General features: G+C 71.8%; 10 protein-coding genes. 2 read left to right on the top strand and 8 right to left on the bottom strand.

What is annotated here, in order from left to right; translation table 11 throughout:
- A partial coding sequence (locus H5J30_RS05285) for a helix-turn-helix domain-containing protein (RefSeq protein WP_181785986.1) occupies window positions 1-836 on the bottom strand: 836 nt, incomplete at its 3' end.
- Window positions 837-985: 149 nt separating this feature from the next.
- On the opposite strand from H5J30_RS05285, the gene H5J30_RS05280 reads away from it, so the two are divergent.
- Window positions 986-2,662, top strand: coding sequence for a glycoside hydrolase family 35 protein (locus H5J30_RS05280; RefSeq protein ID WP_181785985.1), 1,677 nt, complete (start codon window positions 986-988; stop codon window positions 2,660-2,662).
- Between the two features lie 9 nt (window positions 2,663-2,671).
- Here the strand turns inward: H5J30_RS05280 and H5J30_RS05275 are convergent, their stop codons facing one another.
- On the bottom strand, window positions 2,672-3,142 hold the full coding sequence (locus H5J30_RS05275; protein WP_181785984.1) for a PPOX class F420-dependent oxidoreductase: 471 nt from the start codon (window positions 3,140-3,142) through the stop codon (window positions 2,672-2,674).
- A 79-nt stretch (window positions 3,143-3,221) separates the two neighbouring features.
- Here H5J30_RS05275 and H5J30_RS05270 point away from each other — a divergent pair, with 79 nt between their 5' ends.
- Window positions 3,222-4,139, top strand: coding sequence for a hypothetical protein (locus tag H5J30_RS05270; protein ID WP_181785983.1), 918 nt, complete (start codon window positions 3,222-3,224; stop codon window positions 4,137-4,139).
- A gap of 30 nt (window positions 4,140-4,169) precedes the next feature.
- On the opposite strand, the gene H5J30_RS05265 is transcribed toward H5J30_RS05270, so the two are convergent.
- From H5J30_RS05265 to gltB, 6 genes are all read right to left on the bottom strand, one after another.
- Window positions 4,170-4,997, bottom strand: a complete 828-nt coding sequence (locus tag H5J30_RS05265) for a carbohydrate ABC transporter permease (protein ID WP_181785982.1) — start codon at window positions 4,995-4,997, stop codon at window positions 4,170-4,172.
- Window positions 4,994-5,986: a carbohydrate ABC transporter permease gene (locus H5J30_RS05260; protein WP_181785981.1), complete on the bottom strand. Its 993-nt coding sequence runs from the start codon at window positions 5,984-5,986 to the stop codon at window positions 4,994-4,996. Before H5J30_RS05260 ends, H5J30_RS05265 begins: the two co-directional genes overlap by 4 nt.
- Window positions 5,987-6,020: 34 nt before the next feature.
- Window positions 6,021-7,322 (bottom strand): sugar ABC transporter substrate-binding protein, encoded by a 1,302-nt coding sequence (locus H5J30_RS05255; RefSeq protein ID WP_181785980.1) that lies wholly within the window; start codon window positions 7,320-7,322, stop codon window positions 6,021-6,023.
- Window positions 7,323-7,584: 262 nt separating this feature from the next.
- A complete protein-coding gene (locus H5J30_RS05250) occupies window positions 7,585-9,132 on the bottom strand; it encodes a PQQ-dependent sugar dehydrogenase (protein WP_181785979.1) in 1,548 nt (515 codons plus the stop codon).
- A 290-nt stretch (window positions 9,133-9,422) separates the two neighbouring features.
- Entirely contained in the window at window positions 9,423-10,883 is a 1,461-nt protein-coding gene (locus H5J30_RS05245) for a glutamate synthase subunit beta (protein WP_181785978.1), read from the bottom strand.
- On the bottom strand, window positions 10,876-15,025 hold a 4,150-nt coding region (gene gltB, locus H5J30_RS05240), incomplete at its 5' end, for a glutamate synthase large subunit (RefSeq protein WP_181785977.1). The genes H5J30_RS05245 and gltB, both read right to left, overlap by 8 nt.

The following is a 15,025-nucleotide window of genomic DNA, read 5'->3' as shown; positions in this document are numbered from 1 at the left end:
CTCCAGCCGCCCGGCACCGTACGCCCCTGCTGGTCGCGGAAGCGCACCGGCGCCACCCCCACCCGGCGCGTGAACAGCCGCGAGAAGTACGCCGGGTCGTCGTACCCCACCCGCCGGGCGACCGCCGCGATCGGCAGCTCCGTGGCGGCCAGCAGCTCCTTCGCCCGCCCGAGCCGTATCCCCAGCAGGTAGTCCTTCGGGCTGCACCCCGCCGCCCGCCGCACCGCAGAGCGCAGCTCCGCCGTCGTCATCCCGTGCCGCGCCGCGTGCTCGGCGACGGACAGCGGCAGGAAGGCGTCGCGGGCCAGCGCCGGCAGCACCGGGTCGCCGTCCGGGGCCATGTCCGCGCGCGACCGCCGCAGCGCGACGAGCAGGTCGTGCACGGCGGCGGACGTCTCGACCTCCAGCATCGGGTTGCCGCGGCGGGCGGCGCGCGCGATGCGGGTGACGACGGTGCGCGGCCCGGTGGCGTCGCTGAGCGGGACCACGGGCCGCTCCGGCTGGACGTAGCCCAGCTCCGTGTACGCGGCCACGGCGGACCCGGTGAAGTCGACGAACGCCTCGTCCCAGCCGGTCGCGGGGTCGGGCCCGTAGTGGTGGACGGCGCCCGGCGTGAGCCACAGCAGCGCGGGCGCCGCGACGTCCAGCACGGGCCCGTCGGCGCCCCGGAACCAGCCGTGTCCGCTGCTGATGACGACGGCGACGTGGTGGTCGAGCGTGCGCGGCCCGACGACCGGCAGGTCGCCGTACTGCAGGCCGACGCCCAGGCAGACCAGGCCGAGCTTGCGGTGCACCGGGCCGGGGGTGAAGTAGCGCATCCACGTGTGGTGGCTCATCGCCCGCCCTCCTCGCTTCGCCGCCGCCGGGTCCGGACACCGGGTCCAAGCGCCGAGTCCAAGCACCGTCGATCTTTGTCCATGGACGGGCGGGTGGCCAGGGGACGAGAGTATCTGCCCGGCAATCGGCGACGAACGGCGGGAATCGGGTGCCTGAGTTCACGGTGGGCGGGGACAGCTTTCTTCTGGACGGGCGGCCGGTGCGGCTGCTGTCGGGGGCCATGCACTACTTCCGGGTGCACGAGGCGCAGTGGGGGCACCGCCTGGCGATGCTGCGCGCGATGGGCCTGAACTGCGTCGAGGCGTACGTCCCGTGGAACCTGCACGAGCCGCACCCCGGCCGCTACGAGGACGTGGCGGCGGCCGGCCGCTTCATCGACGCCGCGCAGGCCGCCGGGCTGTGGGTGATCGTCCGCCCCGGCCCGTACATCTGCGCCGAGTGGGAGAACGGCGGGCTGCCGCACTGGCTGACGGGCCCGCTGGGCCCGCGGGTGCGCACGCGCGACCCGGAGTTCCTCGCCGCGGTGGACGACTGGTTCGACGCGGCGCTGCCGCAGGTCGTCGCCCGGCAGGTGACGCGGGGCGGTCCGGTGCTGATGGTGCAGGTGGAGAACGAGTACGGCTCGTACGGCAGCGACCGCGCGTATCTGCGCCACCTCGCCGACGGTCTGCGGGCCCGCGGCGTGACCGTCCCGCTGTACACCGCGGACGGGCCCGAGGACCACATGCTCACCGCCGGCACGCTGCCCGGCGTGCCGGCCGCGCTGACCTTCGGCTCGGGCGCCCGGGAGGCGTTCGCGACGCTGCGCAGGCACCGGCCGGACGGGCCGCTGATGTGCGCGGAGTTCTGGTGCGGCTGGTTCGACCACTGGGGTGAGGAGCACGTCGTACGGGAGCCGGCGGACGCGGTGGCGGCGCTGGCGGAGATCCTCGGCTGCGGCGCGTCGGTGAACTTCTACATGGCGCACGGCGGCACCAGCTTCGGCGGCTGGGCGGGCGCCAACCGCGCGGGCGAGCTGCACCGCGGCGCCCTCCAGCCGGACGTCACGTCGTACGACTACGGCGCGCCGGTCGACGGGTACGTGCCGGCGGCGCGGGTGCTGGCGGCGCTGGGCGGGCCCGAGACGGAGTCCGGAGTGCCGCCGACGTTCGAGGAGCTGGACGTCGACCGCGGGCTGGTCCGCTACCGCTTCCGCGTCCCGGGCCCGCGGCGTCCGTACCCGCTGCTGGTCACGGGGCTGCGGGACGTGGCCGTCGCGTACGTGCGGGACGCGGCCGGCGAGCGGCGGATCGCGCTGGCCGGCGAGGAGGCGCCGCTCGGGGACGTCGCGGGTCCCGCGGAGGTCGAGGTGTGGGTGGAGTCGCTGGGCCGGGTCAACTACGGTCCGCGGCTCGGGGAGCCGAAGGGGATCACCGGCGGGCTGCTGCACGAGCGCCAGTACGTGCACGGCGTACGGGCCAGAGGGTTGCGCCTGGACGCCCTCGACGACGCGGAGGCGGTGGCGGCACTCCCGTACGACCCGCCGGACACGGCCGCCGCGGACGGCCCGGACGGCACAGACCGCACAGACCGCACAGACGGCGCGGGCCTGTACCGGGCGTCGGCCGAGGTCGCGCGCCCCGGGGACGCGGCGCTGGAGCTGCCGGGCTGGGGCCGGGGCTGGGCCTGGGTCAACGGCTTCTGCCTGGGCCGCTACTGGGCCGCGGGCCCGCAGGAGAAGCTGTACGTCCCGGGCCCCGTGCTCCGCACGGGCACAAACGAGGTGCTGCTGCTGGAACTAACCGCCCCCGGCACCGAACCGCTGCTCACCCCACCACCGCCCTGACCGGCGCGCCTACGACCCCTCCGACAGCCGCGCCGGGAAGCCCCCGGTGGCCACCGGGCCCCACCGCTCCGGCGTGATCCGGATCAGCGACTTCCCCTGCCGCACCATGGCCTCGCGGTACTCGTCCCAGTCCGGGTGCTCCCCCGAGATGTTGCGGAAGTACTCCACGAACGGCTCCACGTCCGCCGTCGCGTCGACCACGTCGGCGGCGCCGTCGACCTGCACCCACGGCCCGTTCCACTCGTCGGACAGCACCACGATCCCGACCCGCGGGTCCCGCCGCGCGTTGCGCGTCTTGGCCCGCTCCGGGTACGTGGACACCACGATCCGCCCCGCGTCGTCCACCCCGCAGGTCAGCGGCGACGCCTGCGGCGAGCCGTCGGCCCGCCGGGTGAGCAGCAGGGCCCGGTGCCTGGGCCGTACGAAGTCCAGCAGCCCGGCGAGGTCGACACGGGTGTTGGTGGCGATGTTCGGACTCATGCGCGCCACGATACGTCGCCCGGGGGCCCGGGGGCGCGGGCCCGTACAGTGGGCGGGAGTCGGACCCTGGGGGTCGCCGGTGGACAGCGCGAGCGAGGTCGTGCACGGCTTTCCGCATCTGCGGACGGTGCAGTCGGCCCTGACGGCGCTGTACCGGCGGATCACCGCGGACACCCTGCACGCCGACTTCGCCGTCAGCGTCCCGCCGGCGGACGTGGCCCTGGACGCCGACGAGGACCTGCACCTCGGCGTCCAGCGCGTGGCGCGCACGCTGGTGCAGCACCTGCGGCTGCCGGACGCCCGCATGATCGTGAGCTTCCGGGAGATGCCCGAGGCCGCGGTGGTGGAGCTGGCCGAGGGCCCCGAGTACTTCGTCGAGCTGAACCCGCGGTTCCGCGAGTACCGCCGGGACATCGGCGGGGCGCTGGCGCACGAGGTGATGCACGTGTGCCTCGACGGCCTGGGCCTGTCCTTCCCCGACACGGCCGAGAACGAGATCCTGACGGACACCGCGACCGCCTACCTCGGCGCCGGCTGGCTGCTCCTGGACGCCTTCCGGGAGGGCGGCGGCGCCTCGCAGCGGTTCGGCTACCTGACACCCGAGGAGTTCGGCTACGTCGTCGCCAAGCGCGCCCTCGCCTTCGGCGAGAACCCCGAGATCTGGTTCACCAGCCCGCAGGCGTACGAGGCGTACAACGCCGGCATGGACATGGCCCGCCGGGATGCCCGGCGCCCGCCGCTGGCGGCGAGCGGGCGCCTGGGGCGGCACCGGTACACGAGGGACCGCAGGCGGGCGCAGGAGATGTTCGCGCAGGCGGGCGGCGGCGGGCTGACGACGACGGCCGCCCCCGTCGACGGCTACGCCTTCGAGGACGGCTCCCCGCTGCGGGTGTCGTTCCCGTGCCCCGTCTGCCACCAGCGGATCCGGGTGCCGGTGCGCGGCCACGTACGGGCGCGCTGCGGGCTGTGCAAGACGGTGCTGGAGTGCGACACGTGACCGGCCCGCGAGCCGGTACGTGCCGCTCCCTCAGCCCTTGATCGCCCCGGCCGCCAGCCCGGAGGCCAGCCGCCGCTGCACGATCACGAAGAAGATCAGCACCGGCAGGGTGATCAGCGTGGAGCTGGCCATCACGGGCCCCCACGCGGTGTCGTTCTCGCCGAAGAACTGGTAGATCCCGACGGCCGCCGTGTACTTGTCGCTGTCCTTCATGAACGTGTACGCGAAGACGAACTCGTTCCAGGCGGTGATGAACGCGAACACGCTCGTGGCCACGAGACCGGGCGCCACCAGCGGCAGCAGCACCGACCAGAACATCCGCGGCCAGGTGCAGCCGTCGATGTACGCCGCCTCCTCGACCTCCTTGGGCACGGTGGCGACGAACCCGCGCAGCGTCCAGATCGCGAACGGCAGCGACAGCGCGATGTAGACGATCGTCAGCCCGAGCAGGCTGTTGAGCATCTCGTAGTCGCGCATCTGCAGGAAGAGCGGGATGACCAGCGCCTCCAGCGGCACCATCTGCACGATCAGGATCATGATCAGCACGGAGGTGCGGAACTTGAACCGGAAGCGCGCCACGGCCACGGCCGCGAAGAGCGACAGCGCGGCGGCGGCCAGGATGGTGCCGAGGCCGACGACCGCCGAGTTCAGCAGGTAGCGGTCGAAGTCGCCCTCGTTCCACACCCGGCTGAAGTGCTCGAACGACACGCCGCTCGGCAGTATGTCCGAACCGCGCGAGGCGGCCCGCGGGTCCAGCGCCGTGCTCATCATCCAGTAGACGGGGAAGAGGGTGAAGATCAGCAGACCCGCGACGGCGGCCGGCAGGCCGATGCGCGAGCCGATCGAGGTGCGCTTCACAGGTCCTCCTCCCCCTGCCGGAAGAGCGTGCGGATGTAGACGAGGGTGATGGCGATGAGCAGCAGCGTGAGCAGCACGGCCGCGGCGGCGCCGGCCCCGTAGTCGTTCTTGGCGAACGCCTCGATGTACGAGTACACGCCGAGGTTCATGACCTCCTCGTTGCTTCCGCTGCCGCCGGGCATGAGGAAGATCTGGGTGAAGACCTTGAAGTCCCAGATGGTCGAGAGGATGGTCACGACCAGGAAGATCGGCCGCAGCGCCGGCACGGTGATGCGCCAGAACCGCTGCCAGGCGTTCGCGCCGTCGATCATCCCGGCCTCGTACAGCTCCTTCGGCACGGTCATCAGGCCCGCGAGCACGGTGATGGCGACGAAGGGGAAGCCGTGGTGGATGACGTTCAGGGTGGCGATGGCGTAGAAGCCGAGCCGCTCGGTGAACCAGTTGGTGGTCTCCGGGTCGATCAGCCCGAGGCTGCCGGCGACCTTGCTCATCAGCCCGTCCTCCGGCGCGAACAGCCACACCCAGACGTACGTGCCGGTGACCGCCGGCATCGCCCAGGCGGCCATGATCGCGGTGGAGCAGACCACCCGCCACAGGGTGCCCAGGCGGTTGAGCAGCAGCGCGACGAGCGTGCCGAACCCCACGGTGAGGAAGACGCAGGCGAACGCGAAGAACGCCGTGTTCGGCAGGACGGTGCGCCACAGCAGGTCGTTGGAGAGCAGGTCGGCGTAGTTGTCGAAGCCGGTCCAGGTGCCGACGCCGCCGCCGAACTTGACCTCGTAGTCCTGCAGCGACAGCTTGCCGACCTCGATCAGCGGCCACAGCAGCAGCCCGCCGAGCACCACGAGGGAGGGTGCCATCAGCAGCCACGGCCGGGTCACGGTCACCAGCCGCTTGCGGCGGCGCGCGGCGTCAGCGGAGGCACGGCCGGGCCGCGACGGCTCCCTGGGGGGAGCCAGCGCGGCCTCGGCGGCAATCGATTCCTTCACGGTGTCTTTCCGTGTCCTTGTCCGAAGCCGGGGTCTACTCGGACTTGGCGAAGATGTCGTCCATCTCGCCGGCGGCCTTGTCCGCGGCCTCCTGGACGCTCTGGTCGCCCTTGAGCACGGACTGCACCAGCTTCAGCACCACCTGGCTGGCCTGGATCTCGCCGTAGGAGGTGGTCTTCGGGACGGTCGCGCCGGCCTCCAGCATCTGCTTGGCGAACGGCTCGACCAGCGGGTCGCCCTCCGCGGCGATCTTCTCCAGCTCGGTGTTGGTGCCGGGGAAGTAGTTCGTCTGCTTGGCCCACTCCGCGGCGTACTTGCCGGTGGTGGCCATCTTGACGTACTCCCAGGCCAGGTCCTTCTTGTCGCTGTCGAAGGTCGACAGGTAGGAGCCGCCGAGGAACGACGGGCTCATGCCGCCGTCCTTGCCGGGGATCGGCGCGGCGCCGAGCTTGCCCTCCAGCTCGGGGGCCTCGTCGATGAAGGTCTTGGGGGTCCAGTTGCCGGAGATCGTCATGGCGACGTTCCCCTTGGTGAACTCCTGGGCCACCTCGTCCTCGCGCCAGGTGGTGACCTTCGCCGGGGACAGGCCGTCCTTCGTCGCCAGGTCCGTGTAGAACTGCAGGCCCTCGACGGACTCCGGCGAGTTGATGGCGGACTTCCAGGTGTCGCCCTCCTGCACGGCGGGCTCGCCGCCCGCGCCCCAGACGAAGGGCATCGCGAACATCTCGGCCCCGCCGGCGACGGGGAACGAGATCATGTCCGGCTCCTCCTTCTTCAGGGTGAGCGCGACGTCGCGCAGCTCTTCCCAGGTCGTCGGGGGCTTCAGACCGTGCTTGTCGAAGATGTCCTTGCGGTAGACGAGGCCGCGGACGCCGGCGTACCAGGGCATGCCGTACTGCTTGCCCTCCAGCGTGCCCGCGTCCTTCAGACCCTCGACCAGATCCTGGTCGAGCCCGGCCTCCTTGACCTGGTCGGTCACGTCGACCAGACCGCCGGTCTCGGCGAACTGCGGCACCCAGGTCGTACCGACCTCGGCGACGTCCGGCACCTGGTCAGGCCCGCCCTCGATCGCAGTGGTGAACTTGCGCTGGGCGCTCTCCCACTGCTGTTCCTCTATGTTGACCTTGGCGCCGGTCTTCTTCTCGAACTCCGCATTGAGCTTGTCGAAGAACGGCTTGGCGTCGGGGTTGGTCCCCTTCATGATCCAGACGTCGAGGGTCTTGCCCTTGCCGTCCAGTGCGTCGCCGCCGCCGTCCCCATCGTCGGAGTCGCTGCCACAGGCAGCGAGCCCCAGCACCATTGCGGCGCTCACGGCGCCGATGACGAACTTCCGCATGAACCGCTCCCGCTCCTCAGTGAGCCGAACCTGAACTTGTCTAGACCAGCAGGACGGTATGGAGTGGTTTAACCAGGGTCAAGGGTGGCTTCGAGGTGATGCCGAACCGTTGTCTGGGCCGCCGCAGAAGCGTCCACCCGACAATTGTCCGACCTTTGGCGTTGCGCGCTGTGCAGCCGAAACTATCATCGCCATTTTCATGACGCACGCCCCCGGCGTGCGACCGGGGGCGTGCGTGGAAGCGCTTGCTAGCTGCGGGTCGTCAGCTCGCGGCGGAGCTGGAGGCGGTCAGCGTGCAGGCGTCGCCGTTGAGCGCGGCGCGCTTCGGCGGCGAAATGTCACCCGTGTGGCTCGCCAGATAGCCCAGCGAGACACTCTCCCCCGGCTCGATCACCGCGTTGTGCGGGGCGTTGGCCGCCGTGATCATGTCACCGCCCTGGAAGAGGTCGGTGTTCCAGTCCGAGATCACGGCCTGGCCGATCGCCAGCGGGAACTTCAGCGTCCAGCCGTCGATCGGCGTGCTGCCGGTGTTGGTGAGCGTCAGGTCCACCGTCAGGCCGCCGCCCCAGGTCTTCGAGACGACGTCGAGCCCGCAGGTCGGCTGCTGCCGCCCGAAGTCGACCTTGTGCAGCCCGCCGGGCAGGTCGTTGACGACGTAGAACTCGCCGTCGACGGTCTCGCCGACGTCCGTGACCTGGGTGGGGAACTGGCCGATCTCCGCCTGCCGGTAGCCGCCCCCGCCGTCCTCGCGCAGCGCCCAGACGGCCGAGGAGCAGTAGTCGGTGCCGATGTACGTGCCGCCGAGGAGGTCGGCGTACTGCTCGCCGTGGTAGACCCGGCCGCCGACGACGGCGCAGCCGCCGGTCTGCGGGGAGTAGGTGAAGACCGGGTCGGTGTAGTCGGCGTCAGCGGCGCACTGGGCCTCGTCGAAGACCTCGAAGCCCTCGCGGCAGGACCAGCCGAAGTTCGCGCCGGCCTGCTCCGTACGGGCGACGTGGTCGATCTCCTCCCAGCGGCCCTGGCCGACGTCGCCGAGCCACAGCGAGCCGTCCGCGGGGTCGAAGGAGAACCGCCAGGGGTTGCGCAGCCCGTACGCCCAGATCTCCGGGCGCGCGCCCGCCGTGCCGGCGAACGGGTTGTCGTCGGGTACGCAGTACGGCAGGTCGCCGCAGGTCCGGCTGACGTCGATGCGCAGCAGTTTGCCGAGGAGGGTGTCGAGGCGCTGGCCGCTGTCGAACGGGTCGCCGGAGCCGCCGCCGTCGCCGATGGTCCAGTACAGGTAGCCGTCGGGGCCGAAGGCGAGCGTGCCGCCGTTGTGGTTGCTGTACTCGGCGTGCTCCTGGGAGAGCAGCACCTCGATGCCGCCGTCGTCGAGGCCGTAGCGGGCCAGGGTGATCGCGCCGTCGGGCAGCGCGCTGTAGACCACGTACAGGTCCTGCACCTCGGGGAAGGCGGGGTCGGGGACGACGGCGAGCAGGCCGCGCTCGTTGCCGGACTCGTCGACGACGCCGGTGAGGTCGGCGACGGGATCCGGGGCGAGGCCGGTGTCGGGGTGGTACGCGCGGACGGTGCCGCGCTTCTCGGCGATGAACAGCCGGCCGCTGCCGTCGTCGGGCGCGGCGATGTCGATGGGGCGGCGCAGGCCGGAGGCCACCTGGGTGGTGGTCACCGCCAGCTCCTCCAGCGGGACTTCGGCGGCCGGGCCCGATCCGGTGACGGTCGGTTCGGGCGCGGCGGCGGCCGTGAGGGGGGCGAACAGGGCGAGCACGAGTGCGAGGAACAGCGGTGCCGTCGAGCGACGTCTGAGCATGTGGACTCCTGGGAGACATACGGGAGTTGCATGACGGCGCACCTTCCCGGAAGGTATCCGCTGCGCCCCGGCCGCACCAGACCGCGTCCATCCCACCGCATCCATCCCACCGGCCCCGCCCGCCCCCTCGGCCCGGCACCCGCGACCGGACACCCGCGGCCCGAACCCGCGGCCGGACACGCCGAGGCGCCCGCCTCAACGGTCGGGGAGAGGCAGGCGCCGCGGGTCTTGCTGTTCCGTACCTCGTTGTACGGGACATCCCAAGGACATCGTGCGGGTGGAGCCGGGCGTCAGACCACCAGCGCCCGGTCCGTCGGCCTGATCGGGGCCGGCAGTTCGCTGGCGCCCGTCAGCATACGGTCCACGCCGCGCGCCGCGGAACGGCCCTCGGCGATCGCCCAGACGATCAGCGACTGGCCGCGCCCGGCGTCGCCGGCGACGAAGACACCGGGGACGCTGGTGGCGTAGTCGGCGTCGCGCGCGACGTTGCCGCGCGCGTCCAGCTCCAGGCCCAGCTGCTCGACGAGGCCGTTCTCCCGGTCCACGCCGGTGAAGCCCATCGCGAGGGTGACCAGCTCGGCCGGGATCTTGCGCTCGGTGCCCGGCACGGGCTTGAACCCGCCGTCCTCGAACCGCACCTCCACCAGGTGCAGGAAGGCCACGTTGCCGTCCTCGTCGCCCTCGAAGTGGGTGGTCGAGACGGCGTAGACGCGCTCCCCGCCCTCCTCGTGGGCGGAGGTGACCTTGTACGTCATCGGGTACGTGGGCCACGGCTGGCCCTCGGGCCGCTCGTCCGACGGCCGCGGCATGATCTCCAGCTGGGTCACGGACGCCGCGCCCTGCCGGTGCGCGGTGCCGACGCAGTCGGCGCCGGTGTCGCCGCCGCCGATGACCACGACGTGCTTGCCCTCGGCGGAGATCGGCGGGGCGACGTAGTCGCCCTCCTGGACCTTGTTGGCCAGCGGCAGGTACTCCATCGCCTGGTGGACGCCGGTCAGTTCGCGGCCCGGCACCGGCAGGTCGCGCGCGGTGGTGGCGCCGGCGGCGATGACGACGGCGTCGTAGCGCTTGCGCAGCTTGGCGGCGTCGATGTCGCGGCCGATCTCCACGCCCGTACGGAACTTGGTGCCCTCCGCCCGCATCTGCTCGACGCGCCGGTTGATGTGCCGCTTCTCCATCTTGAACTCGGGGATGCCGTACCGCAGCAGCCCGCCGATCCGGTCGGCCCGCTCGTAGACCGCGACCGTGTGCCCGGCCCTGGTCAGCTGCTGCGCGGCGGCCAGGCCCGCGGGTCCCGAGCCGATGACGGCGACCGTCTTGCCCGAGAGCCGCTCCGGCGGCTGCGGCGTGACGGTACCGGCCTCCCACGCCTTGTCGATGATGGTGACCTCGACGTTCTTGATGGTCACCGCCGGCTGGTTGATGCCCAGCACGCAGGCGGTCTCGCACGGCGCCGGGCACAGCCGCCCGGTGAACTCCGGGAAGTTGTTGGTCGCGTGCAGCCGCTCGCTGGCGGCGGTCCAGTCCTCGCGGTAGGCGAAGTCGTTCCACTCGGGGATGAGGTTGCCCAGCGGACAGCCGTTGTGGCAGAAGGGGATGCCGCAGTCCATGCAGCGGCCGGCCTGCTTGCTGATGACGGGCAGCAGCGAGCCCGGGACGTAGACCTCGTTCCAGTCCTTGACCCGCTCGGCGACGGGCCGGGTCTCGGCGACCTCGCGGCCGGTGGTCAGGAAGCCCTTGGGGTCAGCCATGGAGCGCAGCCTCCATCATCTTCTCGTGCGTCTGGGCCTCGGTGAGGCCGGCCCGCTCAGCGGCGTCCTTGGCGGTGAGCACTGCCTTGTACGTGGACGGGTAGACCTTGCTGAACCGCGCGACGCCCGCTTCGGGGGCGTCCCACTCCGCGAGCAGCTTCCCGGCGACGGTCGAGCCGGTCTCCTCGTGGTGGCGGCGCACCACGTCGTGCAGCCATTCCCGGTCGGCGTCGTCGAGCTTCTCGACGGCGGCGAGGTTGCCCTCGTTGACGTTGTCGGGGTCGAGGTCGATGACGTACGCGACGCCGCCGGACATGCCGGCCGCGAAGTTGCGCCCGGTCTCGCCCAGCACGACGGCCTGGCCGCCGGTCATGTACTCGCAGCCGTGGTCGCCGACGCCCTCGGCGACGACGAGCGCGCCGGAGTTGCGCACGCAGAACCGCTCGCCGACCTTGCCGCGCAGGAACATCTCGCCGCCGGTGGCGCCGTACGCGAGGGTGTTGCCCGCGATGACGCTGTACTCGGCGAGGTGCTCCGCGCCGCGGTCGGGGCGGACCACGAGCCGGCCGCCGGACAGGCCCTTGCCGACGTAGTCGTTGGCGTCGCCCTCCAGCCGCAGCGTGACGCCGCGCGGCACGAAGGCGCCGAACGACTGGCCGGCGGAGCCGGTGAAGGTGAGGTCGATCGCGCCGTCGGGCAGGCCGTCGCCGCCGAACTTCTTCGTCACCTCGTGGCCGAGCATGGTGCCGACCGTGCGGTTGATGTTGCGGATCGCCACCCGGGCCCGTACGGGCTGGGCCTCGGCGGCGGACGGCGCGGCCAGCGCGTCGGCGGCGAGCTTGATCAGCTCGTTGTCGAGCGCCTTCTCCAGGCCGTGGTCCTGGCCCGTGACCTGGTAGCGGGAGGCGCCGTCGGGCAGCTCCGGGACGTACAGCAGCGGCGCGAGGTCCAGGCCCTGCGCCTTCCAGTGGTCGACGGCGCGGCTGACGTCCAGCATCTCGGCGTGCCCGACGGCCTCGTCCAGGCTGCGGAAGCCCAGCTCGGCCAGCAGCTCGCGGACCTCCTCGGCGATGAACTCGAAGAAGTTGACGACGTGTTCCGCCTGGCCGGTGTAGCGCTCGCGCAGCACCGGGTTCTGGGTGGCGATGCCGACCGGGCAGGTGTCCAGGTGGCACACGCGCATCATCACGCAGCCGGAGACGACCAGCGGCGCGGTCGCGAAGCCGAACTCCTCGGCGCCGAGCAGCGCGGCGACGACGACATCGCGGCCGGTCTTGAGCTGGCCGTCGGTCTGCACGACGATGCGGTCGCGCAGCCCGTTGAGCAGCAGCGTCTGCTGCGTCTCGGCGAGGCCCAGCTCCCAGGGGCCGCCGGCGTGCTTGAGCGACGTCAGCGGGGAGGCGCCGGTGCCGCCGTCGTGGCCGGAGATCAGCACCACGTCGGCGTGCGCCTTGGACACCCCGGCGGCGACCGTGCCGACGCCGACCTCGCTGACCAGCTTCACGTGGATGCGGGCCCGCGGGTTGGCGTTCTTCAGGTCGTGGATGAGCTGCGCCAGGTCCTCGATCGAGTAGATGTCGTGGTGCGGCGGCGGCGAGATGAGGCCGACGCCGACCGTGGAGTGCCGGGTCCTGGCCACCCACGGGTACACCTTGTGGCCGGGCAGCTGGCCGCCCTCGCCGGGCTTGGCGCCCTGCGCCATCTTGATCTGGATGTCGTCGGCATTGACCAGGTACTCGCTGGTGACGCCGAAGCGGCCGGAGGCGACCTGCTTGATCGCCGAGCGCCGCCGCGGGTCGTACAGCCGGTCGGCGTCCTCGCCGCCCTCGCCGGTGTTGGACTTGCCGCCGAGCTGGTTCATCGCGATGGCCAGCGTCTCGTGCGCCTCCCGCGAGATGGAGCCGTACGACATGGCGCCGGTGGAGAAGCGCTTGACGATCTCGGCGACGGACTCGACCTCGTCCAGCGGCACCGAGGGGCGCTCCGACGCCAGCCGGAACAGGCCGCGCAGCGTCATCAGCCGCTCTGACTGCTCGTCCACGCGCTGCGTGTACTGCTTGAAGATGTCGTAGCGGCGGGTGCGGGTGGAGTGCTGGAGCCGGAAGACCGTGTCCGGGTCGAAGAGGTGCGGCTCGCCCTCGCGGCGCCACTGGTACTCGCCGCCGATCTCCAGGTCGCGGTGCGCCGGGGCGATGCCGGAGGCGGGGTACGCCTTGGCGTGCCGGGCGGCGACCTCCCGGGCGACGACGTCGAGGCCGGCGCCGCCGATCTTCGACGTGGTGCCGTGGAAGTACGTGTCCACGAACTCCTGGTCCAGGCCGATGGCCTCGAAGACCTGCGCACCGCGGTAGGAGGCGACGGTGGAGATGCCCATCTTGGACATCACCTTCAGCACGCCCTTGCCCAGCGCCTTGATCAGGTTGCGGATGGCGGTCTGCGAGTCGCCGTCGGGGCCGGCCTCGATGAACGTGCCGGCGCGGACGAGGTCCTCGACGGACTCCATCGCAAGGTACGGGTTGACCGCGGCGGCCCCGTAGCCGATGAGCAGCGCGACGTGGTGCACCTCGCGCACGTCGCCGGCCTCGACCAGCAGGCCGACCTGGGTGCGCTGCTTGGTGCGGATCAGGTGGTGGTGGACGGCCGAGGTGAGCAGCAGCGACGGGATCGGCGCGTGCTCGGCGTCGGAGTGCCGGTCGGAGAGGACCAGCAGCCGGGCGCCGGAGTCGATCGCCGCGTCGACCTCGGCGCAGACCTCCGCCAGCCGGTCGGCCAGCGCCCGGCCGCCGCCCTGCACGCGGTACAGGCCGGAGAGCGTCACGGACTTGAAGCCCGGCATGTCGCCGTCGGCGTTGACGTGGATGAGCTTGGCCAGCTCGTCGTTGTCGAGGACGGGGAAGGGCAGCGTGACCGTACGACAGGACGCGGGCGTGGGCTTGAGCAGGTTGTCCTGCGGCCCGAGCGCCGAGTGCAGCGAGGTGACCAGCTCCTCGCGGATCGCGTCCAGCGGCGGGTTGGTGACCTGCGCGAAGAGCTGCGTGAAGTAGTCGAAGATCAGCCGCGGCCGGTCCGAGAGGCCCGCGAGCGGGGTGTCGGAGCCCATGGAGCCGATCGGCTCGGCGCCGGTGCGCGCCATCGGCGCGAGCAGGACGCGCAGCTCCTCCTCGGTGTAGCCGAAGGTCTGCTGGCGGCGGGTGACCGAGGCGTGGGTGTGCACGATGTGCTCGCGCTCGGGCAGCTCCGGCAGCGCGACGATGCCGGCGTCCAGCCAGTCCCCGTACGGGTGCTCCGCGGCCAGCTCCGCCTTGATCTCGTCGTCCTCGACGATGCGGTGCTGCGCGGTGTCGACCAGGAACATCCGGCCGGGCTGCAGCCGGCCCTTGCGCACGACGCGGTCGGGGTCGAAGTCGAGCACGCCGACCTCGGAGGCGAGCACGACCAGGCCGTCGTCGGTGACCCAGTAGCGGCCGGGGCGCAGGCCGTTGCGGTCCAGGACGGCGCCGACGAGGGTGCCGTCGGTGAAGCTGACGCCGGCCGGGCCGTCCCAGGGCTCCATGACGGTGGAGTGGTACTGGTAGAACGCGCGCCGGGCCGGGTCCATGGACTCGTGGTTCTCCCACGCCTCCGGGATCATCATCAGCATCGCGTGCGGCAGCGACCGGCCGCCCAGGTGCAGCAGCTCCAGCACCTCGTCGAAGGAGGCGGTGTCGGAGGCGTCGGGGGTGCAGATCGGGAAGACGCGCTCCAGGTCGTGCGCGCCGAACAGCTCCGAGTAGAGCTGCGATTCGCGCGCGCGCATCCAGTTGCGGTTGCCCTTGACCGTGTTGATCTCGCCGTTGTGCGCGATGTAGCGGTACGGGTGGGCCAGCGGCCAGCTCGGGAAGGTGTTGGTGGAGAACCGGGAGTGCACGACGCCGATGGCGGTGGTCAGCCGGCGGTCCGACAGGTCGGGGAAGAACGGCTCCAGCTGCCCGGTGGTCAGCATGCCCTTGTAGACCAGGGTGCGCGAGGACAGCGAGGGGAAGTACACGTCGGTCTCGCGCTCGGCGCGCTTGCGCAGCACGAACGCGGACCTGTCCAGCTCGATGCCGCTCTTGCGGGCCGCCGGGTCGGCGCTCTCGACGAAGAGCTGCGCGAACGAGGGC

This window comes from Streptomyces phytophilus (assembly GCF_013870535.1).
In the GTDB taxonomy this organism is placed as follows: Bacteria; Actinomycetota; Actinomycetes; order Streptomycetales; family Streptomycetaceae; genus Streptomyces; species Streptomyces phytophilus.
This window is presented reverse-complemented; position numbering and strand designations above follow the sequence as displayed.

What these genes read in the sequence shown, in the direction of transcription:
- H5J30_RS05275 (WP_181785984.1), bottom strand. Translation starts at nt 3,142, where the DNA reads ATGAGTCCGAACATCGCCACCAACACCCGTGTCGACCTCGCCGGGCTG.
- H5J30_RS05255 (WP_181785980.1), bottom strand. Translation starts at nt 7,322, where the DNA reads ATGCGGAAGTTCGTCATCGGCGCCGTGAGCGCCGCAATGGTGCTGGGG.
- H5J30_RS05250 (WP_181785979.1), bottom strand. Translation starts at nt 9,132, where the DNA reads ATGCTCAGACGTCGCTCGACGGCACCGCTGTTCCTCGCACTCGTGCTC.
- H5J30_RS05245 (WP_181785978.1), bottom strand. Translation starts at nt 10,883, where the DNA reads ATGGCTGACCCCAAGGGCTTCCTGACCACCGGCCGCGAGGTCGCCGAG.